Source organism: Promicromonospora sp. NPDC057138 (assembly GCF_042670845.1).
Classification (GTDB): domain Bacteria; phylum Actinomycetota; class Actinomycetes; order Actinomycetales; family Cellulomonadaceae; genus Promicromonospora.
The window spans coordinates 352,361-376,472 of sequence record NZ_JBHUUX010000001.1 but is presented as its reverse complement, the minus strand read 5'-3'; the positions used below and the strand labels follow the sequence as shown (position 1 = coordinate 376,472).

At 71.4% G+C, this 24,112-nt stretch carries 20 protein-coding genes and 2 tRNA genes; 6 read left to right on the top strand and 16 right to left on the bottom strand.

The features are described 5' to 3' along the window. Positions 1 to 54: 54 nt before the first annotated feature. From ACFT2C_RS01660 to ACFT2C_RS01640, 5 genes are all read right to left on the bottom strand, one after another. Positions 55 to 139: transfer RNA gene (locus ACFT2C_RS01660), tRNA-Ser, on the bottom strand. A gap of 125 nt (positions 140 to 264) precedes the next feature. Next, positions 265 to 903 (bottom strand): ATP/GTP-binding protein, encoded by a 639-nt coding sequence (locus tag ACFT2C_RS01655; RefSeq protein WP_377205267.1) that lies wholly within the window; start codon positions 901 to 903, stop codon positions 265 to 267. Between the two features lie 172 nt (positions 904 to 1,075). After that, on the bottom strand, positions 1,076 to 1,486 hold the full coding sequence (locus tag ACFT2C_RS01650) for a DUF742 domain-containing protein (RefSeq protein WP_020017526.1): 411 nt from the start codon (positions 1,484 to 1,486) through the stop codon (positions 1,076 to 1,078). 10 nt (positions 1,487 to 1,496) lie between these two features. After that, positions 1,497 to 1,946, bottom strand: coding sequence for a roadblock/LC7 domain-containing protein (locus ACFT2C_RS01645; protein WP_020017525.1), 450 nt, complete (start codon positions 1,944 to 1,946; stop codon positions 1,497 to 1,499). A gap of 42 nt (positions 1,947 to 1,988) precedes the next feature. Continuing rightward, positions 1,989 to 6,140, bottom strand: a complete 4,152-nt coding sequence (locus ACFT2C_RS01640) for an ATP-binding protein (protein WP_377205258.1) — start codon at positions 6,138 to 6,140, stop codon at positions 1,989 to 1,991. 142 nt (positions 6,141 to 6,282) lie between these two features. Here ACFT2C_RS01640 and ACFT2C_RS01635 point away from each other — a divergent pair, with 142 nt between their 5' ends. After that, the gene (locus tag ACFT2C_RS01635) at positions 6,283 to 7,260 is read left to right on the top strand and encodes an NAD(P)H-quinone oxidoreductase (RefSeq protein ID WP_377205257.1); all 978 of its coding nucleotides are present in this window, start codon (positions 6,283 to 6,285) and stop codon (positions 7,258 to 7,260) included. Positions 7,261 to 7,354: 94 nt separating this feature from the next. Continuing rightward, complete coding sequence (locus ACFT2C_RS01630) at positions 7,355 to 8,014, top strand: bacterial proteasome activator family protein (protein WP_377205256.1); 660 nt, start codon at positions 7,355 to 7,357, stop codon at positions 8,012 to 8,014. Positions 8,015 to 8,031: 17 nt separating this feature from the next. On the opposite strand, the gene ACFT2C_RS01625 is transcribed toward ACFT2C_RS01630, so the two are convergent. The 3 genes from ACFT2C_RS01625 to ACFT2C_RS01615 all read right to left on the bottom strand — a co-directional run bounded on the left by ACFT2C_RS01625 (position 8,032) and on the right by ACFT2C_RS01615 (position 10,350). Then, complete coding sequence (locus tag ACFT2C_RS01625; RefSeq protein ID WP_377205255.1) at positions 8,032 to 9,150, bottom strand: hypothetical protein; 1,119 nt, start codon at positions 9,148 to 9,150, stop codon at positions 8,032 to 8,034. 98 nt (positions 9,151 to 9,248) lie between these two features. Beyond that, positions 9,249 to 9,824, bottom strand: a complete 576-nt coding sequence (gene dcd / locus ACFT2C_RS01620; protein WP_377205254.1) for a dCTP deaminase — start codon at positions 9,822 to 9,824, stop codon at positions 9,249 to 9,251. Positions 9,825 to 9,894: 70 nt separating this feature from the next. Beyond that, positions 9,895 to 10,350, bottom strand: coding sequence for a TM2 domain-containing protein (locus ACFT2C_RS01615; RefSeq protein WP_377205253.1), 456 nt, complete (start codon positions 10,348 to 10,350; stop codon positions 9,895 to 9,897). A gap of 155 nt (positions 10,351 to 10,505) precedes the next feature. Between ACFT2C_RS01615 and ACFT2C_RS01610 the strand changes: the two genes are divergently transcribed. Next, a tRNA-Gly gene (locus ACFT2C_RS01610) sits at positions 10,506 to 10,579 on the top strand. Positions 10,580 to 10,650: 71 nt separating this feature from the next. Here ACFT2C_RS01610 and ACFT2C_RS01605 read toward each other — a convergent pair. Both ACFT2C_RS01605 and ACFT2C_RS01600 read right to left on the bottom strand, forming a co-directional pair. Next, positions 10,651 to 11,028: a hypothetical protein gene (locus tag ACFT2C_RS01605; protein ID WP_377205252.1), complete on the bottom strand. Its 378-nt coding sequence runs from the start codon at positions 11,026 to 11,028 to the stop codon at positions 10,651 to 10,653. Then, positions 11,016 to 11,315, bottom strand: coding sequence for a hypothetical protein (locus ACFT2C_RS01600; protein ID WP_377205251.1), 300 nt, complete (start codon positions 11,313 to 11,315; stop codon positions 11,016 to 11,018). The genes ACFT2C_RS01605 and ACFT2C_RS01600 overlap by 13 nt, the downstream gene beginning before the upstream one ends. 113 nt (positions 11,316 to 11,428) lie before the next feature. Here ACFT2C_RS01600 and ACFT2C_RS01595 point away from each other — a divergent pair, with 113 nt between their 5' ends. Beyond that, positions 11,429 to 12,178, top strand: coding sequence for a GntR family transcriptional regulator (locus ACFT2C_RS01595; protein WP_377205250.1), 750 nt, complete (start codon positions 11,429 to 11,431; stop codon positions 12,176 to 12,178). Positions 12,179 to 12,262: 84 nt separating this feature from the next. On the opposite strand, the gene ACFT2C_RS01590 is transcribed toward ACFT2C_RS01595, so the two are convergent. From ACFT2C_RS01590 to ACFT2C_RS01580, 3 genes are all read right to left on the bottom strand, one after another. After that, positions 12,263 to 14,863: a hypothetical protein gene (locus ACFT2C_RS01590; RefSeq protein WP_377205249.1), complete on the bottom strand. Its 2,601-nt coding sequence runs from the start codon at positions 14,861 to 14,863 to the stop codon at positions 12,263 to 12,265. Positions 14,864 to 14,957: 94 nt separating this feature from the next. Beyond that, positions 14,958 to 16,010, bottom strand: coding sequence for a pirin family protein (locus ACFT2C_RS01585; RefSeq protein ID WP_377205248.1), 1,053 nt, complete (start codon positions 16,008 to 16,010; stop codon positions 14,958 to 14,960). Between the two features lie 508 nt (positions 16,011 to 16,518). Further along, positions 16,519 to 17,532: a hypothetical protein gene (locus tag ACFT2C_RS01580; RefSeq protein WP_377205247.1), complete on the bottom strand. Its 1,014-nt coding sequence runs from the start codon at positions 17,530 to 17,532 to the stop codon at positions 16,519 to 16,521. Positions 17,533 to 17,801: 269 nt separating this feature from the next. On the opposite strand from ACFT2C_RS01580, the gene ACFT2C_RS01575 reads away from it, so the two are divergent. Then, positions 17,802 to 18,413, top strand: a complete 612-nt coding sequence (locus ACFT2C_RS01575) for a TetR/AcrR family transcriptional regulator (protein WP_377205246.1) — start codon at positions 17,802 to 17,804, stop codon at positions 18,411 to 18,413. 68 nt (positions 18,414 to 18,481) lie between these two features. Beyond that, positions 18,482 to 19,867 (top strand): MFS transporter, encoded by a 1,386-nt coding sequence (locus ACFT2C_RS01570; RefSeq protein ID WP_377205245.1) that lies wholly within the window; start codon positions 18,482 to 18,484, stop codon positions 19,865 to 19,867. Positions 19,868 to 19,942: 75 nt separating this feature from the next. Here the strand turns inward: ACFT2C_RS01570 and ACFT2C_RS01565 are convergent, their stop codons facing one another. From ACFT2C_RS01565 to ptsP, 3 genes are all read right to left on the bottom strand, one after another. After that, on the bottom strand, positions 19,943 to 21,079 hold the full coding sequence (locus tag ACFT2C_RS01565; RefSeq protein ID WP_377205244.1) for a magnesium and cobalt transport protein CorA: 1,137 nt from the start codon (positions 21,077 to 21,079) through the stop codon (positions 19,943 to 19,945). A 344-nt stretch (positions 21,080 to 21,423) separates the two neighbouring features. Next, positions 21,424 to 22,302 (bottom strand): sugar phosphate isomerase/epimerase family protein, encoded by an 879-nt coding sequence (locus ACFT2C_RS01560; protein WP_377205243.1) that lies wholly within the window; start codon positions 22,300 to 22,302, stop codon positions 21,424 to 21,426. 58 nt (positions 22,303 to 22,360) lie between these two features. Then, positions 22,361 to 24,010: a phosphoenolpyruvate--protein phosphotransferase gene (gene ptsP, locus ACFT2C_RS01555; RefSeq protein WP_377205242.1), complete on the bottom strand. Its 1,650-nt coding sequence runs from the start codon at positions 24,008 to 24,010 to the stop codon at positions 22,361 to 22,363. Positions 24,011 to 24,112: the final 102 nt, after the last annotated feature.

Here is a 24,112-nt window from a genome sequence, read left to right as displayed (position 1 = left end):
CATTTCAGCGGGTCCAGGCCGGACAAGCGCTCTACTTCGACAACACGCCATGGGCGGAGGGCGAGGGATTCGAACCCCCGGTGCGTTGCCGCACAACGGTTTTCAAGACCGTCACATTAGGCCGCTCTGTCAGCCCTCCTCGCGCACCCGCGCCCGCCGTCCGACAGGCAGGACGGCGCAGCCACACAGTCTAGCGTCCGCCGGAACAGCGACGGCGGGCCGCCCTCAGGTGGCCCGCCGTCCGCGGAGTGCTGGAGAGTTCGCTCAGCCCTGCGCCTGTGCGCCGGAGCGGAGCTGACGCATCGCGAGCTGGACCAGCGCGATGAGCGTCTGCTTCGTCGCCGCACGGGACCGTGCGTCCGTGTAGAGCATCGGCACGTGGGCGGGGATCTGCAGCGCCTCGCGCACGTCCTCGAGCCGGTGCTTGGCGACGCCGTCGAAGCAGTTCACGCCCACGACGAACGGGATGTTGCGCGACTCGAAGTAGTCGATGGCCGGGAAGCACTGCTCCAGGCGGTCGGTGTCGACCAGGACGACCGCACCGATCGCGCCGCGCACCAGGTCGTCCCACATGAAGAGGAAGCGGTCCTGGCCCGGGGTGCCGAACAGGTACAGCCACAGGTTGCCCGGGAGCTCCACACGACCGAAGTCCATGGCCACCGTGGTGGTGGTCTTGCGGTCGGTGACGCCACCGGCGTCGTCCACGCCCACCGAGTGCTCGGTCATGGCGGCCTCGGTGTTCAGCGGCTCGACGTCGGAGATCGAACCGATGAACGTCGTCTTACCTACCGCGAAGCCACCCGCGACGACGATCTTGACGACCGTCGGTGCGGTGCGCTCGGCCGCGGGCTGTGCGCCCGGTGCCGCCTGCGCCGCGGCATTGCCGGCGGGCGCCTGCTGCATCACCGGCGGGGCAGGCTGTGCCTGCGCCGGACGAGAAGCTTGTGCGGTGGGCGCCGGAGCGCCACCGCCGCCACCCAGCACGCTCTGGCGCGCGGGCGCAGTTGATGAAGCGGTCGCAGTGCCGGCGTTACCCGACACCGGGGCCCAGTTGGGACCGCTGCGGGCCCCGCCGTCAGAGGGCGGAAATGCCATTCAGAACACTCTCCAAGACGCTCAGCGACAGGCCCGAGTTCGAGCTGCCGTGGCCTGTGTGGACGTTAACCGGTGTCGAGGTGTGCACGGTGACGTGGCCTTCCTCCTGCATGTCCGCCACAAGGATCCGGACGACACCCAGGGGCAGCCGCAGAAGGGCCGAGAGCTCGGCGATCGACACGTACGTGTGCGCGGCGTGCTGGAGGATCGCGCGCTTCTCGGGTGGCAACCCGAAACTGCTGACCGCGCCGGGCAGAACCTCCACGAGGGCCTCGAGCGGCAGGTCGGACAGCTCCGACCGCACCCGGCCTCCGGTGACCGCGTAGGGGCGCACGGTGGACGTCTCACGAACATCCCCCTGCCCCTGGGAACCGAAAGGTGCGTACGTCATGGTCGAGTCCTCATCCCACGCTGGCGGCTCGGGTCTGCCCGTCGACCGGGAGGCTGCCACGCATCTCCGAGATCAGCTGAGGCGTGAGCGTGGCCTCGGTGCGGGACACCAGAAGAGCCATCTCGTAACCGATGAGACCGATATCGCAGGTGGCCTCCGCGACCACGCCGAGCACGGACCCGTTCGAGACATTCATCAGGAAAAGGAACCCGTTGTCCATCTCGATGATCGCCTGACGGACATTACCGCCATTGAGCTGCCGAGAAGCTCCACGCGTAAGGCTTGACATACCCGAAACGATCGCCGCGAGCTGGTCACCGCTGGTGCGGTCGAGCTGGTCGGACATCGCCATGAGCAGGCCGTCCGCCGACACGACGAGCGTGTGCCGGCTGCCGGGAACGGTACGCACGAAGTTGTCGAGCAGCCACCCGAAATTCGTTGCTTCGGTGCTGAGGGTCACTCTCTGTTCCTCCTAGTCAGAATCCACAGACGCGCTTGCTTGTCACCGCGACTGCGGCGCTGAGTCAGGGACATGATTCACGGTCGAGGGTGCCCACGTCGAGTCCCCATCGGCCTTCTTGCCGTTCTCGTGCTCGGATTCGCCCCCGTCGACGGACTCCGACCGGCCACGCGCGGTGGCCGACTGGAATGCCGAGAGACGTGAGCGAAGCTGCTCGGGATCACGGTCGATGCGAGCTGAGAGACGCTCGACGGTGGGGTCCGCCCCGGTGCCGGAGGCACCGCGAGTGCGGCGGGTCAGACCGACGTTGGCAACCTCGGTGTTGACGGCTGCCGGACGGTATGAGTCGTTCTCTTTCACGTCATCTTCCTGGAATGCCCCGCGGCGCAGAAGGCTCGTCATCTCCTCGTAGAGGACTGCCGAGGCCGTCCACTCCGACCGAGCCTCCACCGAGTCCCGCACGTACTCCGGGTCCAGTGGGTCCTTGCCGTCACCGTCGGTGCCGGCGGCCCGCTTGGCGAGCGGTGCCGGCGAGCCGTACGTCGGGTCGTACACAGCGCCGGTCGGGTACGGCTCGCTGAACTCGCGGGCCGGTGCCTCGAAGGACTGCTGCGCGGTCGCCATCGGCACGGCCTGAGTGGCCGGGCTCGACGCGAACGAGGTGGGTGCCCGCTCGGGAGCGGGCGCCGGGGCAGGCGCGGCCGCCGCGGCACGCGGTGCGGCGTCGACGAACGGGTTCGTGCCGTGCGCGGGAGCCGGAGCCGGCGTCTGCGCGTTGGGCACCGGAACCGTGCCGCCCGCCGGGGCGGTGTTCGGCACTGCCGGCAGCGCCGACGTCAGCGACTCCTGGACCGCCCGCTGGTAACCCTCCTGGTAGCCCCGCTGATAGGTCGGGTCCTCCACGGTCGGCTGCGGGGCCTGGGCCGGGAAGGCACCGGTCATCGGAGCTGCCTGCTGCGGGGCGGGAATGCTCCGCTGCGGGGTGCTCGGCGCCTGGAAGTCCAGCGGACGGAAGTCCTGCTGGGGCTGGAAATCCTGCTCCGGCTGGAAGTCCTGCTGCTGGAAGTCCTGTCGGAAGTCCTGCGGCAGCTGGGGCGGCGCCTGGAAGCTCGGCGTCTGGAAGCTCTGCGTCTCGGTGCCCGGCGCGGGCGTCGTCGGTGCACCGAAGGTCGGCACGCCGGCCACGGGGCCGCCCACCGTCTGGATCGAACGCGATGCGGGGCGCTCCTGCGGCTGGTAGGCGCGCAGCTCACCGGTCGCCGGCTGGCCCGGACGACGGCCGAACAGGCCGCGCTTCTGCTGGGCCGGCTTGCCACCCTGCTGAGCCGCGGCGGTGGAGCGGCGGCTCGGCAGGTCCGCCATGAGCTCCTCGAACGCGGGCAGCGCCTCGAACGACGAGTCGGGACCCTCCAGGGCCTCCGCCCCGAAGCCCTGCGACTGTTCGCCGTCACCCTGGCTCGGTCCGCCGAGGCCTTCCGGCCGTCCGCCGCCGAAGCTCTGGGCCAGGGCAGGCTGGACGCCACCCGCCGCCGGGAACCGCATCACGTCGGTGTCGGACATCCCCGGCAGCGCGGCCGGGTCCTGGGTGACCGGGTCGAGCTGCAGCGACTGGGTGCCACCGCCGTCGACCGGGTCGATCGTGTTCAGGGAGCGGAAGCTCGAGAAGAGCGCGCTGCGCTGGTCCACGTCCACCGCGGCCGGCGTGGTGTCCTCGAAGACCGGGGAGACCGGCTCCTCCACCTTCGGCGCGCGCTGGCGGCTCGGGAGGGAGCTGCCCTCGGAGACGTTCGCCGGCGGGGCCCAGGCGTTGTCGTCGCCCTGGTACTCCTGCGGGAGCGACGGCGTCTGGATCTCCGGCAGGACGATCGAGCCGGTCGGCGTCATCTCCGCCATCGGCTGGGCGGCGGTCGAGCTGCGGCGCCGGGCCAGGCCGAGCGCCGTCGTGCCGTCCGTCAGGGCGTTGATGTCGACCTGCTGGGCGGCGGGAGCCGGCTGGGCCGCGAACGCGGCGGCCGCGATCTGCGAGGTGCCGGTCGGGACCGGCATACCGCCCTGCTGCGGGACGGACGTCGTGGCCGGCGAGGCCGCCGTGATGCCGGGCGAGCCGAAACCGCCCGCACCGCGCATCGCACCGGTACCCGGGCCCGTGGCCAGGCCGCCGTTGAACTGCGAGGCGGCCGCCTGCGTGTTCGCCTCCAGCGGGTCCGTGGGCATCGGCAGCGGCATCGCGTTGTCCGGCATGAACAGCACCGCCGGGAAGCGGACCGTCACCTCGGTGCCCGTGCCGCCCTCGCCCACGCCGAACGCCACCTGGGCGCCAAGCCGGTCCGACAGGCGGCCGACCACGTAGAGGCCGAGGCGCTGGGCGCCGACGGCGTCCGACGCGGCGTGGCTGAGCACCTTGCGGTTCGCCTCTGCCACCTCGTCCGGGTTCATCCCGAGGCCGTGGTCGCGGACCACGACGGTCACGAACTGCTCGTCGCGGGCCGTGGTGACCTCGACCGGCGTGTGCGGCTCGGAGAACATCGTCGCGTTCTCGAGGAGCTCGGCCAGCAGGTGAGCCGCGTTCAGCGCGTTGTGGCCCAGCATCATCGGGTCGACGACGAGGTTCAGGCGCACCCGGTCGTACAGCTCGATCTCGGAGGACGCCGTACGGATGACGTCGGAGACCGGCATGGGCTGCCGGACGCGACGACCGGAGTCGATGCCCGCGAGGACCAGGAGCGACTCCGCGTTGCGGCGCATCCGGGTCGCGAGGTGGTCGAGCCGGAACAGGTTCGACAGCGTCGACGGGTCTTCCTCGGAACGCTCGAGGTCGTCGAGGAACGCGAGCTGCCGGTTGAGGAGCACCTGGTCGCGGCGGGCCACGTTGACGAACATCTCGGCGATCGAGCCTCGGAGGGCCGCCTGTTCGCGGGCGACGTCGATAGTCGTTCGGTTGACGTCGTTGAACGCCGCGGCGAGCTGGCCGATCTCGTCGGACGACTCGACGCTGATCGGGTCGAGGTCGATGCTCGGTCCCTGACCCGGCACCGACACCTGCTCCACCAGGGTGGGGAGGCGGTCACGGACCACACCGGCGGCCTGGGTGAGGCGGCGCAGCGGGGAGACCAGGCGGCGGGCGATGACGAGCGCGGTGATGATCGAGAAGCCCAGGGCCGCGATCGCGATGCCACCGGTGAGGTAGGCGCGGTTCGCGGCGATGTCGGCCTGCTCCTGCGCGAAGGCCGCGGAGTCCTCGCGGACCGCGTCACGGACGATGCGGCCCTCCTCGACCCACTTGGCGGACTCCGCCGGGAACGCCGCGCCCTGGGCCGGCTGGATCGACGCGAGATCGCCCCGCGCGACGGCGCCGCGGACGGTGCCGTAGACGCCGTCCATGCCGGGCACCTGGTAGTCGCCGGGGATCCGGTCGAAGAGGTCCTGCGTGGAGTCCCACTCGCGGTCACCCAGGTTCACCAGGTCCGCGGCGCGCAGCGCCATGTTCGTGGCCGCGTCCGGGGACTTCGCTGCGATGGCGAGGGTCAGGGCGACCACCGGGCGCTCGTAGGTGTTCGTCAGCATCAGCTGGTCCATCGACTGGTACGCCTCGAGGCGGGTACCCAGCTCGCGGTCCTCGGAGGTGTCGGCGATGGCGTCCAACACCTCGAGGGCGCCGTCGATGTAGGTGCCGTACGCCTCGGTCGCTACCTTCTCGGTAAGGCGCCCGGTCGCGACCTTCTTCTGCACGTCGGTGATGGCCGCGCGGTCCTCGATGGTCTCCTGCACGGCGGTCTTGACGCGCTGGTCCAGCATCGAGATGTCGATGTCGAGCAGCGCTTCGTCACGCTTGTCGAGGGCGGTGATCGTCTGCGCCTGGGCCGCCGGGGCGGCCCACACGGGGTTGCCGTCCTTGACGACCGGCTTGCCGTTCTCGTCCAGCTTCGGCGTGCCCTGCAGCAGAGCGACACGGGCGGCGTCACCGTCCGGGCCGTCGTCGATCATGGCGACGATGTTGTACGACCGCTCCTGCGCGAAAGTCGTTCCTGCCGCGTCCTGGTACTCCAGCGCGGCGACGAGATCGCTCGTCTGCTGCGCGCGCATCGCGTCGACCACAGACAGGCCGATGATGTACGCCGCTGCGATGACCAGGACGATGGCAGGCGTGACCAGTGTCGCAAGAACTTTCCCGCGCACTCCCAACCTGCGGAACATGCGTACCTCTCTCCATCACTGATCCGGAAGGGGTGGCGTGCGTTGTGCCCGCCGTGCATCCCTCGGTGCTGCGTACAAGTTACCGGCACCCGGTTTCCGCTGGCGACCCTCGTGAGGCCACACGGAAGTAGGCTTCATCGATGTGCGAGCCGTCACGATATCCGGACCAGGCCCCTCAGGGAAACTCTCCCTTTCATCCCTGAATCACCCGAATGCTGGCCAAAGCGACGTTGTGATCACCGTCGCCGCTGCCGGCGTGAATCGCGCTGACCTGCTCCAACGGGCCGGATACTACCCCCCTCCGCCGAACGCTCCCGACTGGCCAGGCCTCGAGATATCCGGAACTGTGAAGCGTGTCGGACTCGGCGTGTCGCGTTGGCGCGCCGGAGACCGCGTGGTGGCGCTGCTCGAAGGCGGCGGTTACGCGGAAGAGGTGGCAGTCCGCGAGACGCAGGTTCTCCCGGTGCCGGACGGCGTCGACCTGGTCGATGCCGCCGCCCTTCCCGAGGCAGCATGCACCGTCTGGAACAACCTTGTCGACGTGGGCCGGCTGCGTCCCGGCGAGTGGGTGCTGGTCCACGGCGGGTCGGGCGGCATCGGCACGTTCGCCATCCAGGTCGCGCGGGCGCTGGGCGCGCACGTGGCCACGACCGCCGGCGGGCCGGAGCGCGCGGCGCGATGCGCCGAGCTCGGGGCCGACCTGGTCATCGACCACCGGGAGCAGGACTTCGTCGAGGAGGTCCTGCGGGCGACGGACGGCCGGGGCGCCGACGTCGTGCTCGACCTGCTCGGCGGGGGCGCCCTGAACGACAACGTCCGCGCCCTGGCGCGCGGCGGGCGCCTGGTCGTCATCGGCATGCAGCAGGGGCGGCGCGGCGAGCTCGACCTCAGCAGCCTCCTCGCCAGGCTCGGGACGGTCACGGGCACGACGCTCAGGCCGCGGCCGCCTGACGAGAAGGCGCGCATCGTCGCCGACACCGAGCAGCACGTGTGGCCGATGATCGCCGACGGACGGGTGCGGCCGGTAGTGCACGCCCGCATCCCGTTCGCCGAGGCGCAGTCGGCGCACGATCTCCTGGAGTCGGGCGAGGCCTTCGGCAAAGTGCTGCTGATCCCCTGATCATCTCGTGCCTATATATAGGCATGGCCGACAATTTCGTTCCCAGGCTCGGGCTGCCATGCGGCCGACAGACGATTCGGGCAAGACTGGACCCATGACCGACGACCGAGCGACCTCCCAGCCCGACGAGCGACGCGACGACACCCCCGACCGCCGCGAGGGGCCCAGCCGTCCCGCCGACGGCCCGTCCACCCTCCACCCCCAAGTGGTGACGCCCGACGGCGCAGCGGTGCCGCCCGAGCGCGAGCCCGGCGGCTCCGGCGAGGACCACGAGATCGACGAGGCCGAGGCCGTCGTGGGCCAGGTCGAGGAGCCGGCCAAGGTCATGCGCATCGGCGGCATGATCAAGCGGCTGCTCGACGAGGTGCGCGACGCCCCGCTGGACGAGGCTGCCCGCACGCGCCTGGCCGAGATCCACGAGCGCTCGATCCATGAGCTCGAGGACGGTCTCTCCCCCGACCTGGTCGACGAGCTGCACCGCATCACGCTGCCGTTCTCGGACGACTCCACGCCGTCCGAGGCCGAGCTCCGCGTGGCCCAGGCGCAGCTCGTGGGCTGGCTCGAGGGCCTGTTCCACGGCATCCAGACGGCGCTCGTGGCGCAGCAGATGGCGGCCCAGGCGCAGCTCTCGCAGATGCGCCGCGCCCTGCCGCCGGGCACCGCGGCATTCGGTCCCGCCGGTCCCGGCGGACCCACCATGCCCGGCGGGCAGGACGACGGCGGCGAGCGCCGGACCCCCGGCCAGTACCTCTGACCGCCTGGCGCGGTCGTTCAGAGGTCGGTCGGGTCTACCAGAAAGCCATCCTCGTCGGCGATCTCGCCTCCAGCGGCGGCGTGGATGGCGCCGGCGAGCCGGGCCACCAGCTCCGCCGCACGCTTCCGCGCGACGCGTAGCTCCATGGCGGGGAACTCCCGCTGCGACTCCACGAGGTCCTGCGGCTCCCAGTGCACCCAGTAGCGCACCGCGCCCTGCTCGGCCCACGGCAGGCCGCGCAGCAGGCGCGGGAGCTTCTCCTCGCCGCTGATCTCGACCGACACGACGCCGTCGACGCCGAGCTCCACGATCAGGCCGTAGCCGTCCAGGACGCGCGGGCCGGTGAGGGCCTTGATGTCGTAGTCGTCGGCGGCCGCATGCAGCCTCTTGCGCAGCTCGGGGTCGAGAGGGTCGCCCGGGTACAGCGGCTTGTCCGCGATGCCCTTCGGCGGCCCGCCCCACTCCTGGCCCTCCATGTGGAGGCGGGCGCGCGGGTGAACTTTCTGCAGGATCGTGTGCGCGGCCTGCGGGTCGAGCCAGACGTCGGAGTAGACGGTCATGTCGATGGCGGCCCCGGCGTCCGGGGTGAGCACCACGCCGGCGCCGGGCTTCGCCGTCGGGCCGCCAGGGGCGTCCCACAGGCCGCCGACGTCCAGGCGGAGGGAACCGCCCAGGCGGCGCGCGACGGCGACCAGCCACTCGACGAGGCGGCGTTCCTCCCGCTCGGGTATCCCGGCGGCGAAGGCGCGCCCGATGCCGTCGCGGTCGCCCGCCGGGAACGGCACCTCGCCGCGCTCCCGGTGGCAGACGACGTCGAACGCCAGCGCCGCGCCCGGCGGGACGCCGAGGTCGAACCCGTCGCCCGAGGGCAGGTACGGCCCGTTGATCACGGCGTGCCGGGAGATCCGCAGCACACCCACCTCCTTGCCCTGCGCCCGGCGGCCCTGCGGGGCGCCGGCCACGTTGCCCGGGAGGATGCCTGCGGGGACCACGTCCCAGCGCGTGGCGGAGAAGCGGGAGAGCGCGAGGACCTCGATCTCGTCCAGCTCCACGTCGCCAGGCACTGTCAGGATGTGCCGCGCCTGGTGTGCCTGCGCAACCGTGCGTGGCAAGAGCGGGAGCTGGGGAGAGGCCATCGGGGTCCCTTCTGACGTCCGGGTGCCCGGTCCGCGCCGGGCACCCGGAGCCTACCGTCCGGCACCGGGCCCGAAGGGCGCCGTCCGGCCCCCGCCGGTCACACCGCGGTGCGGTGAAAGTTCTTCGAGGAGCGGGACGCCGTGGGGCCGCGCTGGCCCTGGTAGCGGGACCCGTACAGGTCCGACCCGTACGGGTGCTCCGACGCCGACGACAGCCGGAAGAAGCACATCTGCCCGATCTTCATGCCTGGCCACAGCTTGATCGGCAGGGTAGCGACGTTGCTCAGCTCCAGCGTCACGTGCCCGCTGAACCCGGGGTCGATGAAGCCGGCTGTCGAGTGCGTCAGTAGGCCCAGGCGGCCCAGGGAGGACTTGCCCTCGAGGCGTGCGGCGATGTCGTCGGGCAGGGTGACGGCCTCGAAGGTGCTGCCCAGCACGAACTCCCCCGGGTGCAGCACGAACGCCTCGCCGTTGTCGGCCTCGACGAGACGGGTCAGCTCGGGCTGGTCCTCCGCCGGATCGATGAACGGGTACTTGTGGTTGTCGAACAGCCGGAAGTACTTGTCGAGGCGCACGTCGATGCTCGACGGCTGCAGCATCGACGGTTCGTACGGGTCGAGGACTACGCGGTCGGCCTCGAGCTCGGCACGGATATCGCGGTCGGAGAGGAGCACCCCGATACGGTACTGGGCCGCGCGGGACGGCGCCGATCCGTCCCGGGGTGGTGGCTCTACCGGGCGGCCGTCACCACTGCAACGGCTTGTGCTTCGAGTCCACCGACCAGTAGCCCTTGCGCATCACGAGGTACAGGATGCCCTCGATGGCGCCCCAGATCGCCGGCACGAACCAGGCGTTCCCGAGCGACACCGCCGTGATGAGCAGCATGATCCAGCCCAGGCCCTTGTAGCCCAGGTAGAACCGGTGCGCGCCGACCACGCCGAGCAGGATCCCGAGCAGACCTGCCGTCACGCGGGACTTGCGCCCCGGCACGTGCTCGGCGGGCGGCGTGGGACGGTCGTAGTCGTACTGCTGCTGGTAGTTCGCCGGGCCGGCGCCCGACGGAGGCCTTCCCCCGGCCTTCGGCGTCTGCAGCGCACGCGTCTCGCGCGGCGGGCGCGGAGGCTGCGGCGGGCGCGGGGGCAGCGGCTTCGTCTCCTGGTAGATCGGCTCGGTCGGCTTCTCGCTGGGGTGGTCGGTCACGGCTGCTCCGGCTGCTCGGCGACACTCGCTCGAAACCCGGTTCGGGCATCCGGGCGAGGTTGGGTATGATCGGGTCGCGCGCCAGGTTCACGGGCGCTGTTGCGGAACCCTAGCGGGATTCGCAAACAGCAGATACCCGGGCAGAACCGGACGATGCGGGTGTAGTTCAATGGTAGAACTTCAGCTTCCCAAGCTGATAGCGCGGGTTCGATTCCCGTCACCCGCTCCAGCATGAACGCCCCTGGTCAGAAGGATCCGACCAGGGGCGTCGCTCGTACCCAGGGGCTTGCGGTGGCCAGCTCAGCCCCGGAGCGGCGCCGTCACGTGCAGCGAGACGGGCAGTCCGCGTTCGGCGGCAGGCACCCAGCCGCTCCAGCACCGCCACACCGACGGCCTTTCGCCGCCGTGGTGCCCCAGACGCTCGGTCAGGTGGAGCAGCCCGGCGAGCTTCATCGCGTCCCGCACCCGCGCGGCGACGACGTCGACGGTCAGCACGCCCACGACGTCGTCCTCGAGATCGAGGTGATCGACCCCCGCCCGGACGTCCAGGGTCTGGATGTCGAAGATGTGGGCGATCAGCGCGGTGACCCCGACCAGCTCCGCGAGGTGCGCGCCCGGCATCGGGCAGTCGTCGGCGCCGGGGCCCGCGTCGCAGGACCCGGCCGTCACGTCGGCCACGCCCGGACCGGCCGCGCGGCCCCGCGGAGCTCGCCGTAGACGAACATCTCCATGCCCTTCCAGCGGCCGGACCAGATCGTGAAGCCCGGCTTCGTGGCCGGGTAGTCCGTCGCCACGGTGATCCCGAGCTGGGCGGCGATGTCCGCGCCCTCGGTCAGTCGTGCCGGATGCACGACCAGATGATCGCGGAACACTTCGACCCACTTGACCCTCGCGTCCCCCACCTCCGCCAGCAGGTCCGACGCACCGGCCGCAGAATCGGCCAGGCTTCCCGCAATCGTTGCCATCTCTCCCGCCTCTCTGCACCTACCTCTAGGCGCATAGACAGCCTCTTGCGGGTTAACTTGAGGGCGCAACCGCTACGCCGAAAAGTTGCGTATACGCACTGGCTGCGGGTTAGGTGGGTTCCGTGTCTAGAGAGGGACGTGTGACTGCCGCAAGCATCGCCAAAGATCTTCGTGCCGCGATCCGCTCCGGAACCTACAAACCGGGCGATCGTCTTCCGAGCGAAGCAGCGCTCATGTCGAACTACGGCGTGGCGCGCATGACCGCGCGCCACGGCCTGTCCATGCTCAAGGACGAGGGCCTGACCGTCACCCGGCACGGCTCCGGTGTGTTCGTCCGCGCCTTCGAGCCGATAGTGCGGGACAGCACCGGCGGAAAGGTCGACGAGTCCACGGTGACCGCCGAGATCGACGAGACCGGTGCCGGGCTCGTGGTCCGCACGCTCGCCGTCACGGCGGAGGCCGAGCCCTCCGAGAAGATCCGCACCACGCTGGGTCTCGCCGAGGGCGACAAGGTCACCGTGCGCGAGCGTCTGCACCTGCGAGAACGCAAGCCCGTGCTGTTCGCGACGTCGTACCTGCCCGCGTCGATCGCGGCGGGCACGCCGATCGCGGACCAGGAGGTGGGGCCGGGCGGCACGCACGCACGCCTGACCGAGACCGGGCACGCGCCGGTGCGGTTCCGCGAGGACGTCGTGGCCCGCATGCCGACCATCGAGGAGATCGAGGAGCTGCGGATCGAGCCCGGTACGCCGGTGCTGTCGGTCACGCGGACCGCGTTCACGAAGGACGGCACGCCGGTCGAGGTCAGCTACGTGGTGCTCGACGCGGGCGAGTTCATGCTCCGGTACGACATCGACGGCTGAACGACGCCGCGGTGGGCCGGCTCTTGCCCGGGCGCTGCTCGAGCGAGAGCCGGGCGGACTCCGCGAGGAGCCGCCCGGCGGGTGTCACCACGGAGCGACGTAGTGCCCTGTGGCGGCGCGCCACAGGGCGGAGAACGCGGCCTTCGGCCGGTCGTTGAAGTCGTCGGCCCCGAGGTTGCCGAGCAGGTCCAGCGCGGCGCTGAGGTGCCCGCAGTCCGCTGCTCGCTCGATGAGTTCCGTGGTCGGCATCTCACGCTTGGCGCGTGGGATCTTGAGCAGCTCGGCGTGTGCTTCAGCCAGAGCCGCGACCTCGTCCTCGGTCGGCGTCGGCGGCAGGGACCGCCTCGGGGCGCCGTCGGCGATCGCCTGGGCGCGCTCGTAGTCCTCGTCCTTGATGTACCAGGAGCCGGCGAGCCCCGAGCGAAGCAAGTCTGGCTGGCCGAGCTCGACCAGTGCCTTGATCATGCTCGACGGCCGGTCCATGCCGCGCGGGACCCACGCGTCGAGGAACTCTTCGGCCAGGCCGACCCGGTCGGTGCTCAGCAGGTAGAGCAGCCACGGCTCGCAGGTCCAGCCGCTGGGCCGCTTGGTCCCGTCCCCCAGGGACGCCCAGGTCGACCTGGCCTCGTCCACGCGCCCGCACTCCGTGAGCGCCCAGAGGACCGCGAGCCGGTTGTCCCATGACGCGGTTTCCAGCCTGAGGGCCTCCTGTGCGCGGGCGAACCACACATCGGCGGCAGCCTTGTCACCCAGCGCCTGGTAGGCGCCGGCCACCGAGGAGGTGACGCCCGCGACGTCGTAAGTTTCGAGGGCTACGAATTCCGCGCGGGCCTCGGCGAAGGCGAAAGCAGCTCGCGCCTGTTCGGTCAGCCCGCCACGGGCCAGGATCATGGCTACCTCAGCCGACGCCGCGACTCGCTGGTCCACATCGGGGATCGCCTCGACGAGCTCAACTGCCCCTTCGGCCTCCCCGCGCCGAGCCTGGAGCCGGGCCGCGTAGCGGAGGCCCGGGCTCACAGCGAAGTTCCAGTTGCTCCCGAGCGCGGATACGGAGTCCCTCACCGCCGAGAACAGGTCATCCATCGTCGCGGTGTTGGGCGGCGGCCATGCCCCGTCCCCCTCGACCCTCGCGTTCCCCGTGGCCTGTGCAGCTTCGGCGGCTTCAAGTTGCTCGGCGTACTCCCGGACGAAGTAGCCGAGGCCGTCCTCCCCCAGCCGCTCCGCGGCGGCCCGCACGTCCGGCACGATCTCGAGCCCGCCCCACCGCGCCGGCCACGCGAACCGCCGGTCGACCGACCAGGCCAGCACCGCCTCGAGCTCGTCCCTGCGGTCCGGCGGTGCGATGACCACGCCCTCCTCGAAGGCTGCGCACCAGGTGTCGTCATCCAGCGCGAAGTTGGCGTCTTCGAACAGGTATTCGTCCTCGAAGACGCGAGGCCCTGCAGGTTCGCGGAGGAACGTGAAGTCGCCCAGCATCCCGCCGGTGTCGGGCCGGCGGAAGGTCACCCGGTTCGAGTCCACGGAGAACCGCACTCCACCCGAGCCATCGATCGTCGCGCCGGCGTATTTCCGTTTGCCCTTGTCGGTCGACCACGTGACCTCCTTGGTGGCGAGGTCGATGACGAGGTCCCTCTTGAGCTCGGCATCCTTCGCGTAGAGCTTGGTGCCGTCCTGCGACCAGCTGACCCCACCGTCCAGCCACAGCTCGCGGTCCCCGAGCTCCTCGGGAAGCGTCCCACCCAGCAGGTAAGGGTGCGATGGCGGCGCGTAGTCGGGCAGCCAGAACAGGTCGCCTGCCTCGAGCGGGACGACACAGCCCTTGATCGAGCATGGGGACCCTGTCAAGACGTACGCACTCCGGCCGTCAGGCGCCAGGTCCCATGCCGGAGGCCTGCTGGCCCCGTCGGTCACCGACGCGCTGGCGAGGGGATACGTGTGAGCGCTGTGAGCGTCGAAGGGATCGAAGACCCCCACCTGGTTCGTGTCGTAGGCGAGCCCGACGCGGGTGCTGTCTGCCGACCACTGGATGACGTCGTCGTGGTCAGGCCAGCCGACGCCGCCCTCGATGCGGTCGAGCACATTGACGCAGCGGCCGCTGGCGACCTCCCAGATCTGCAACGCACCACCGCGGTGGTAGTTGTCGCCGACCCAGCTTCCGGTGGCCAGATAACGCCCGCACGGGCTGCCGACGGCCGACTCGATCTCCGTGATGTGGCCGTAGGGATGCAGCAACCGCGTGCCGTCAAGATCGCAGATCCGGGCGGTGGCGACCCGGTGGGCCTCGGTGACTCCGTGCGTCCGCTCGAGCTCCAGCAACCGGGTCCGAAGCGGCACCAGGTCCCGCTGGGCCACGAAGGCGGACCAGTCCGCTTCCTGGAGAACGTTCAGCAGCGCGGCCGGGTCGGCGGCCGATGCCAACGACGAGTGGTCCACGAAGGCCTCTGCCTCGCCGGCGGACTCCTCACCGGCCGAGAGCTCGGCGGCGCTCTTGACCGCGGCCCGCAGCGCCGTCCCGTCATAGATCGGGATGCCGAGCGTGCTCGCCTTGCCGACCTTGCGACCGTCCACGTCACGCGCGGCGAAGACCAGGTCCGTTCTCTCGGAGACCGAAGCCGACACGCGCGCACCCAGCGCCTCGAGCCCGGCCTTCGCCGTGGCGTGAGACAGGTTGTGGAACCGTCCCATCAGGACAATTGAGGTACCCCGCAGGTTCATGGCCCCGACCATAGGGGCAGCCACTGACAGCCCGGTTTCACCCGCGGCCTGCCGGCGCGACGCGTCAGCTCTGCCCCGGCCGCGCCCTCGGCTTGAGGCGCAGGTCCGGCAGCGCCGGCGCGCGCAGCGGCCCGCTCGGATAGCCGTCCACCTGGCCGAACCGGCGTCCGGCGGCGCCGTCGGCGTACCCGGTCGCCCCGCCGTGCCCTGACGGGTCGAGCTCAGCGATCTGCGCCATCCAGTCGTCGCGGGCCCGGACGATGTCCTCGTGCGTGCGGCCCATGAAGTTCCACCACATGATGACGTCCTCGGCGAACGGCAGCCCGCCGATCAGAACCGCCCGCGCGGGCGCGCCGGCACCGGCCCGCACCACGAGCGCGGGCCGCCCCGGCGCCGCGTAACCGAGGTTCGACGGCGGAACCGCGCTCCCTTCGAACGACACGTCCCCGGCGTCGACGAGCAGGGCGTGCTCGTGCGCCGGGTCGACGTCCAGCCGCACCTCGGCGCCCGGCTCCAGGTCGATCTGCGCGCCCACGAGCGGCGTGTAGGTCGTCGCGGGCGAGTCCAGGTGCTGCCCGCCCACGGCGAGGCGCCCGATGAACACCTGCACGACGGCGCCGTCGGCCCGCAGGACCGGGAGGTCGCCATGGTGCTCGAAGTGCGGGTCGATGCCGAGCGCCGAGCCGGGCAGCGCCGTCCACAGCTGGACGCCGTGCAGCCGGGGCGGGCGCGCCTGCGCGGGCGACTCCTCCGAGTGCGAGATGCCCACGCCCGCCGTCATGAGGTTGAGCTCGCCCGGCCGGACCGTCTGGAGCGACCCCACGGAGTCGCGGTGCAGGATCTCGCCCTCGAAGAGCCAGCTCACCGTCTGCAACCCGGTGTGCGGGTGCGGCGGGACCTGCATGCCGGCGCTGGACGACACGTCGTCCGGACCGTAGTGGTCGCTGAAGCACCACGCCCCCACGAGAGACCGCGCGCGCTGCGGGATGGTGCGCCGCACGTTCATCGCCCGGGGCCCGCCGAGGGGCACGTCGCGGGGCGTGAGGAGCTCGATGCCCTCACCCTGCTCACCCGCGGTGCAGACCTGCTCGGCCGGTTGGGTCTCGAGGTTGCTCATGGACTGAGCCTAGATCGGGAGCCCGGAAGCAGGCGCAAGCCAGGGCCCCCGGGGCAGGCCGGGGGCCCTGGCATCACCGCGTACCCGTGGTCCGCCTTGGTCGAGGACCAGAGCGTCGTGTCGACGTCACGACCCCGAGACATCCGTCAGGCCCGGACCGCCGGGCCTGTTCTCCACGGATGCTTCGGACGCGGGCGGTCTTCCGGCCCCGTACAGGCACCTGTGGCGTCATCCACAGCCCGCACCGCGGTACGGGACGTCCTGTCGTTCTCCGGTCGACCATGTGTCCGATGCTCGGGCCGGTCGGTACTGCTGCAGCGCACCGCATCTGCACCCGAATCGTCGAACCATTGCGACGTTTCTATCCGCGTGCCGTGCACGCGGCAACCGCTCCACCGTTGTAATTTTCACCCTGTTTTCACCCACAGCTCTGTCCACAGGTGCAGCCCCGGATTTCCCGCACCGTACACAGGCCTGTGGACAAAATCTGTGGATAACTGGAACGGCGTCAGACCCAGGCACGAGTGCCGGGCGCGCCGCCCGCGGCCGAGTCGTTGCGCCCCTCCAGCTCTTCGGGAGTGGCGATGAAGCCGCCGTCGTCCACGAGGATCCCCGCGATGCGGCTCTGGAGCGCCACCGCGAGGCGGGCGAGCGAGACGCGCATGCGCGCCCGGGCGATGACGTGCAGGCCGGACGCGGTCTCCAGCTCGAGCTCGTACGGGTCGGCGGGCATCCAGCTCAGGCGGTAGGCGAACGGCCCGTAGCTGCGCCAGTCCAGCGACCCGAGCGCGCGCGGCACGCGGTCGACGCGCTCGACGTCGATCACTATCGACCCGTCGTACGCGGTGCTGCCGACCAGCGTGTAACGCGGCGACCCGTCGGGCGTGACCTGGTCGGCGGACACGTCGGCGGTGGCGATGAGCGACCGCAGCATCGGCAGCACGTCGCCCGGCTGGAGCGGGTGCGCCGAGTAGAGGGCCAGGTTGACGGACGCGGCATGGTCGGGAACGAGGGGCTGCCGGCCGTCGGCGAGCACGCCGCCCCCCGTCTTGCGGGCCGCCGCGACCATCCACTGCACGATGCGCAGCTCCTCCCCCTGCGGGAGCGCGTGGGGGAAGGTGCGGGCGATGCCGTCCCGATCGTCGTACGACGTCGGTGCCGCGCCGCGGACGTCCCGCAGGCCGTCGCCGCGCGCTACCGAGTAAGCCTCCGCCTGGGCCGCGGGGATCTTGAGCTCGGCGAGGTGCGCCTCGCCGACCTCAAAAGGGCCGGTGGCGACGTGCCCCTCCCCCAGGCGCATGGCGCCGGGGATGAGCGAGTCGGGCTGGGCCATTCCCCGGAATCGGGCACCGGACATCCGCCGCGCGCCGCCCGAGGCGCGGGACGGCTCCCGGAGCCATGCGATATCGGAGAACCACGCGGCTGCGAGCTGACTGACGGCGACGGGTCCGTTCGTGCTGGGCAGGATCAGAAGGTGACCCGAGGCGTGTTCCGCTGGAATCACACCCGCCAGAAATGTCATGCGGGAACTTTACTGCCGGGCACTTTCCTCGATGATGCGAGCATGTTACAGAGAGGAAACACGCTCGTGACAGCACGCGCACTGTATGCCTATGAATGTTTCTGGCGACTGAGTCTCAGTTCAAAAGGGTGAAATATTGGTGGTTCAAGTACCGCAAAGACCGCGTATCAGGACTTAACGCCATCTTGGCGCTGGGGCCCGCTTCCGCATGCCGTCGGGGACCGATCCGGCGTTCCAGTTACCTGACGTGGCGGGCATATGATGTCAGCATGCCCAAGATCATCGGCAAGAGCCTGCACGAGCACCGCCAGATGACGAGGCACAAGCTGTTCACCGCTCTGTCCACCCTCATGGCGGAGCGCGGGTTCGACACCATCACCCTGGCCGACATCGCCGCAGCGGCGCACGTCGGCCGGACCGCTGTCTACAACCACTTCCACGACAAGGAAGCGCTGCTCCTCGGGTTCATCACCCACGAGACGGAGCAGTACGCCCACACGCTGGAGCGCGCGCTCGACGGCGTGAGCGACCCCGTGGAACAGCTGCGTACCTACATCCGCCAGCAGGCTCAGCTCACCCGTGTCTTCCACCTCGCCCCCGGCCCGGACCTACGGACGGTCCTGTCCCGCGCCACGCAGCAGCGCCTGCGCGAGCACGCCGACATCGTGGAGGCGATCCTGCGCCGGATCCTCACCGCGGGGATCGACGCCGGGACGTTCCCGCCCCAGGACATCGAACCGACTGTGCACCTCGTCAACGCGTGCCTGTCCGGCCGGCTGATCCCCGACGAGCCCGTCGCGCGCGAGCGCACCATCCGCGCCGCCGAGTCGTTCGTGCTGCGCGCGGTCGGCGCCCGGATACCGGAGCGCGTCCCCGCCTGATCCGGGACGTACGCCGAGGTAGTCGTCGTGGGTGAAAGTTGGCGGGGGCGACGCGGTAGCCTCTGGCCGTGTCCTCCGCCGCCCGTCCCGCACCCGTCCCCGACACCCGTCCCGGGGCGCTCGGGGGTTCGTTCGCCCGGGTCGTCGCGGCCAACCTCAGCTCGAGCCTCGGTGACGGCATCGCGCGAGTCGCCGCGCCGCTCCTGGCCGTGCAGCTCACGAACGACCCGCTGCTCGTCTCGCTCGTCGCGGTAGCGTCGCTGCTCCCCTGGCTCCTGTTCGCCATCCCGGCGGGCGTGCTCGTGGACCGGATCGACCGGCGGCTCGCGCTGGGTCTCGCGGGAGGCGTCCGCGCGCTCGTGGCGGCGGGGCTGCTCGCGCTGCACGTCACCGGCACGCTCACCATCTGGTGGCTCTTGCTGGTCGTGTTCGTCTACGGCATGCTCGAGACGGTGTACGACGGCGCCATCCGCGCCGTCGTCCCGTCCCTCGTCGGCCGGGGCGACCTGCCGCGGGCGAACTCGCGCATCGAGGCCACCGAGATCGTGGTGCAGCAGTTCCTCTCCCAGCCGCTGACGTCGTGGCTCCTCGCGTTCTCGGCGGTCTGGGCGCTCGGGCTGAACACCGGCGCCTACGCCGTCGCGGGCGGGCTGGCGCTGACCCTGCCCGCTGTGGCGTCCGGTATGGCCGGACGCCGATACGGACGCGCGACCGCGGGGCGGGACGCCGAGCCGGTGCGGGATGCGGTGCCGGGGTCGGACGCCGAGCCACCGGCGCCACCCGAGGCGCCTGAGGCCTCCGACGGCGCGCAGCGTTCCCGGGCCGCCTCGATGGTGACCGGCTGGCGCGCCGAGCTGGCCGCCGGCTTCCGCTTCATCTGGGACAGCGCGATGCTGCGGCCGCTGTGGATCGTGAGCGTGCTCATCGGCCTCTGCCACGCCGCCATCACGTCCACGCTCGTGCTCTTCATCCTGGAGCGGCTCGACGTGCCCGAGGCCTGGTACGGCACCTTCCTGCTGGCCGGCGCCACGGGCTCGCTGACCGCTGCCGCCCTCACCAACCGGCTCAAGACGCGTTTCGGGACCGGTCCGGTCATGGCCGTCGCGAACGCCGTCGGCCTCGGGGCGTGGTTCCTGGCCGGCGCGTTCCCGCTGGCCTGGGTGGGGGCGGTCGCCATCTTCGTGTCGTTCGGCTGCACGACAGCGTGGAACGTGCTGGTGATGTCGCTGCGGCAGGCGGCGGTGCCGAACGAGCTGCTGGGCCGGGTGCACGGCACGTGGCGCACAGCGCTATGGGGCACCATGCCGCTCGGGTCGCTGATCGGCGGCCTGCTGGCGCGCGGCGGCTACAGCACGCCGCTGCTCGTCGGGGCGATCGCGGGCCTGATGGTCTCCGCCGTCGGGCACCGGTACATCGTGTCCCTGCCCGACCCGGAGTCGCTCGACCCCGCCTGACCTCTTGGTGATGGGCGGGATCGTTGCGACTATGTGCCCGTTTTAGGCGCAACGGTCACGCCCACAACAGAGGGGTCAGATCCAGCGCTTCCAGCGGAAGACGCCGAACAGGCCGACGCTGACGGCGAGCATCGCGACGAGAGCCACCGGGTAGCCGTACGCCCAGCCGAGCTCGGGCATGACGTCGAAGTTCATGCCGTAGACCGTGCCGACGAGGGTCGGGGCGAACAGGATGGCCGCCCAGCCCGAGATCTTCTTGACCTCCTCGCCCTGCCGGATGCTGACCTCCGACAGGTGCTTCATCTCCTCGTTCTGCCGCTGCGCGACGAGTGTCGCGGCAACCGTCAGGATGTCGCGGAGCGCCGCCCGGAAGACCTCGATGCGGTCGGCGGCCTCGGTGAGGTGGTCGGCGACGTCGCGCAGGTAGGCCTGCAGCTCCGGGTGCACGCCGTACTTGTCGGCGCCCTTGGCGAGCGAGGCGCAGAGGCCCTGCTCGGGCCGGACCGCCCGCTGGAAGTCGATGACCTCGCGCGACAGCTCGTAGATGCGCCGCGACACGTCGGGGGCGCCGCCCCAGACGTCGGACTCGATCTCGTCGATGTCGTGGTCCAGGCCGGCGACCACAGGCGCGTACCCGTCCACGACGCTGTCGAGGATCGCGTACAGGACGGCTTCGGGACCTCGGGCGAGCATCTCGCGGTCGGCCTCCAGGCGGCCGCGCACCGCGGCCAGGTCCGGCGAGGCGCCGTGCCGTACGGTCACGACGAAGTCGGGCCCCACGAAGACGTGCAGCTCGCCGAACTCGACCTCCTCGGCGTCGTCCAGGTAGCGCGCGGCGCGCAGCACCACGAACAGGGTGTCGCCGTACCGCTCGATCTTGGGGCGCTGGTGCGCCTGGATCGCGTCCTCGATCGCGAGGGGGTGCAGGTCGAACTCGCGCGCGAGCGAGGTCAGCTCCGCCTCGTCCGGCCGCTCGAGCCCGATCCAGGCCATGCCGCCCGGGCGCGAGCGGAGCGCGCTGAATGTCTCCGCGAGGTTGTCGTAGGCGGCGGTGCGGACGCCGTCGTCGTAGATCGCGGCGGCGACCACCGACGAGCGGGGCGCGGGCGCGGCGGGGCGCGGGGCGACGTCGGGCACGACGTCGACGGCGCGGCGCTGGCGCAGCGCACCCAGCAGCGGACGAGAGGGGCGGGAAGGCAGGAACGTGGCCATGGGGAACTCCTGGGGTCGAGCGCAGGAAAAAGGACTGCGAACGGACACCGCAACAGGGACGGCCGAACGGCCGGTGGACCTCACGCCCGAGAAGGGCGGAGCGCACCGGCGCGCGAGTGCCCGCGGAGAGGCGGGCGGGGAACCGTCAGCTCAGCTGCGGTTCGGACTACTCGGAGGCTCGCTACGGGTCATGCGCGCCACCTCCTTCGTCCCTTTGTGGCGCGGAGTCGCGCCATACGTCCTCGACGGCGCTCAGTCTAGCCCCGACCAGGCGCCCGATCGAACCCATTCGAGACCAAGATCACCCTCGACAGACCGGGGACCGCGACGGCGCTCCTGCCTCGTTACCAGGCGTCGTGGGGCCGGTGGTGCGCACCGGGCGGGGTGTGGAACTCGTGCGGGGTGGGCGACAGGTAGGCCCGCGCGAACTGCAGCGAGGCCGCCAGGTCGTCGTGCCGCTCGGCGGCCGTGCGCGCCGCACGCGTCGAGATCTCCACGCAGACGTCGCCGCTCCAGCGGCGCGCCACCAGCTCCTCCAGCACCTTCTCGGCCTGCATGCTGCCCCGGCCGGGCACGAGGTGCTCGTCCCGTGCGCCGTGGTTGCCGTCCGCGAGGTGCACGTGCCGCAGCCGGTCGCCGAAGGTGTGGAGCAGCGTCAGCGCGTCCTGCTGCGCCACGCTCGCGTGCGACAGGTCGAGCGTGACGGCGTCGTAGTCGTGCTCGGCGGGGTCCCAGCCTGGCAGGTAGGCCTGGAACTCGCGCTTGCCGCCGCGCCACGGGTACATGTTCTCGACGGCGATGGTGATGCCGGTCGTCTCGCTGAGCGCGCGCACCTGGTCCTGGAACTGCCGCGCGTACTTGTACTGCCAGCGGAACGGCGGGTGCACCACCACCGTGCCGGCCCCGAGCTCGAGGGCCATGTCCGCCGTCCGCTCCAGCTTGGCTACCGGGGAGCGGCCCCAGACCCGCTGGCTCACCAGCAGCGTCGGAGCGTGCACCGAGCGCACCGGCATGCCCGTGTCGGCCGCCAGCTTCGCCAACGAGCGCGGGTTCTGGGTGACCTCCTCGGACCAGATCATGACCTCGACACCGTCGTAGCCGAGCTCGGCCGCCGACTCGAAGGCCAGCGGCACACGGCGTGGGAAGACCGACGCCGTCGAGAGCGTGACCTGCACGTCTGGTGCAGCGGGCTCCGGCGGATCGGTCCGGATCGGTTCGGGCATGCGGGCCACCTTAAAGCGCCTACGTGACTGGGATGTGACCAGTAGGTTCAGATGAAGTTCAGGGGAGAAGACGTTCCCGTACCGCGTCGCGCGCCGCCTGCGCCGTCGGGCACTCGAGGACTGTGCGTGCCAGCTCCGCGCACTCGTCGCGGGACACGCCTGCCAGGGTGCTCGCGACGTCGGCCAGCGCACGGGGGGTCATTGACAATGACGTTACGCCGAGTCCCACCAGCACGGGGGCGAGGAGCGGATCAGCCGCCGCCTCGCCGCACACGCCCACGGGAGCACCATGCACCGCACCACCTTCGCACGCTATCCGGACAAGCTGCAGGACGGCGGGCTGCCACGGGGTCGACAAGGCCGCCACACCGGCCAGGTCGCGGTCGGCCGCCATCGTGTACTGCGTGAGGTCGTTGGTGCCGAGGCTCGCGAACGACACCTCGGCCAGCACGTGCCGCGCCTGCAGCGCGGCCGCCGGCGTCTCGATCATCACGCCTGACCGCTCCAAGCCGTGCGCGGAGCACGCGGCGGCGAAGTCGCGGGCCTCGTCCACGGTCGCGACCATCGGCGCCATCACCCAGACCTCCGCCGTCTCCGCGGCGGCGGCCTGTGCTATCGCGTCGAGCTGGCGGTCCAGCACGTCCGGGTGCGCGACGGCGGTGCGCAGCCCGCGCACGCCGAGTGCGGGGTTGTCCTCGTGCTCCGGCGTGAGGAAGCGCAGCGGCTTGTCGGCGCCGGCGTCGAGCGTGCGCACGACCACGCGGCGGCCCGGGAAGTGAGACAGTACGGCCCGGTAGGCGGTCACCTGCTCCTCGACGCTGGGCTCCTCGCCCCGGCCCAGGAAGCAGAACTCGGTGCGGAACAGGCCCACGCCCCGGGCGCCAGCGGCCGCCGCGGCCGCCGCCGCGGCCGGGTCGGCGACGTTCGCGACGAGCTCCACCTCGGACCCGTCGCGGGTGACGCCCCGGCCGTCGAAGGTGGCGGCCGTGATCCGCCGCCGGGCGCCCTCGACGTCCGCCGCGGACGGGGAACGCAGGACTGTGCCGATGGTGCCGTCGACCACCACCTCCTCGTCGTCGACGAGGTCGCCCGCGCCGGGCAGCGCCACCACGGCCGGGATGCCGAGGGCCCGGGCCAGGATCGCCATGTGCGAGGTGGGGCCGCCACGCGCCGTCACGACCGCGGTGACCACCGCCGGGTCGAGCATCGCGGTGTCCGCCGGGGCGAGATCGCTCGCGACCAGCACGAACGGGTGGCCCGGATCGGGTACGCCGGGCGGGACCGCCCCGGTGAGGGCGGCGACTATGCGGTCGCGCACGTCGCGCACGTCGCGGGCCCGCTCCGACATGGGCGGGCCCAGCGCTTCGAGCTGTGCCGCCACGGACCCCGCGGCGTCCCACACGGCGCGCTCCGGGGTGAGCCGGTCCTCCCGGACCCGGCGCGCGGCACCGGCCGCCAGGGTCGGGTCCGCGGCCATGGCCGCGGTGACCGCGAGCACGTCGGCGGCCGTGCCCGACGCGCGGCCCGCCCGCTCCGCCAGGTCCGCCTCCACGCGGGCCGCGGCCTCCTCGACGGCGCGGACGGCGTCGTCGGCCGAGCCGGACAGGCGGGTCGTCCTCGGCTCGGGGACGCGGGCAGGCATGCGCACCACGACCCCCACCGCGCGACCCGGGCTCGCCGGGACCCCCGTGAGCCTCTCGCTCGTCATCCGTACGCTCCCTCAAGGCTCGTCGTCGAGTGCGCTCGGAACGTTACACGCGAGCGCCCCGGCGAGCGAGACTCCGTTGCGCGGGTCGGTCCTCGCTCCGGG

Excerpts from the sequence above, each read along its gene's own strand:
- ACFT2C_RS01655 (WP_377205267.1), bottom strand. The coding sequence starts at position 903 with ATGCAGCAGGCGCCCGCCGGCAATGCCGCGGCGCAGGCGGCACCGGGC.
- ACFT2C_RS01650 (WP_020017526.1), bottom strand. The coding sequence starts at position 1,486 with ATGACGTACGCACCTTTCGGTTCCCAGGGGCAGGGGGATGTTCGTGAG.
- ACFT2C_RS01640 (WP_377205258.1), bottom strand. The coding sequence starts at position 6,140 with ATGTTCCGCAGGTTGGGAGTGCGCGGGAAAGTTCTTGCGACACTGGTC.
- ACFT2C_RS01630 (WP_377205256.1), top strand. The coding sequence starts at position 7,355 with ATGACCGACGACCGAGCGACCTCCCAGCCCGACGAGCGACGCGACGAC.
- ACFT2C_RS01625 (WP_377205255.1), bottom strand. The coding sequence starts at position 9,150 with ATGGCCTCTCCCCAGCTCCCGCTCTTGCCACGCACGGTTGCGCAGGCA.
- ACFT2C_RS01600 (WP_377205251.1), bottom strand. The coding sequence starts at position 11,315 with ATGGCAACGATTGCGGGAAGCCTGGCCGATTCTGCGGCCGGTGCGTCG.
- ACFT2C_RS01590 (WP_377205249.1), bottom strand. The coding sequence starts at position 14,863 with ATGGGACGGTTCCACAACCTGTCTCACGCCACGGCGAAGGCCGGGCTC.
- ACFT2C_RS01585 (WP_377205248.1), bottom strand. The coding sequence starts at position 16,010 with ATGAGCAACCTCGAGACCCAACCGGCCGAGCAGGTCTGCACCGCGGGT.
- ACFT2C_RS01580 (WP_377205247.1), bottom strand. The coding sequence starts at position 17,532 with ATGACATTTCTGGCGGGTGTGATTCCAGCGGAACACGCCTCGGGTCAC.
- ACFT2C_RS01575 (WP_377205246.1), top strand. The coding sequence starts at position 17,802 with ATGCCCAAGATCATCGGCAAGAGCCTGCACGAGCACCGCCAGATGACG.
- ACFT2C_RS01565 (WP_377205244.1), bottom strand. The coding sequence starts at position 21,079 with ATGGCCACGTTCCTGCCTTCCCGCCCCTCTCGTCCGCTGCTGGGTGCG.
- ACFT2C_RS01560 (WP_377205243.1), bottom strand. The coding sequence starts at position 22,302 with ATGCCCGAACCGATCCGGACCGATCCGCCGGAGCCCGCTGCACCAGAC.
- ptsP (WP_377205242.1), bottom strand. The coding sequence starts at position 24,010 with ATGACGAGCGAGAGGCTCACGGGGGTCCCGGCGAGCCCGGGTCGCGCG.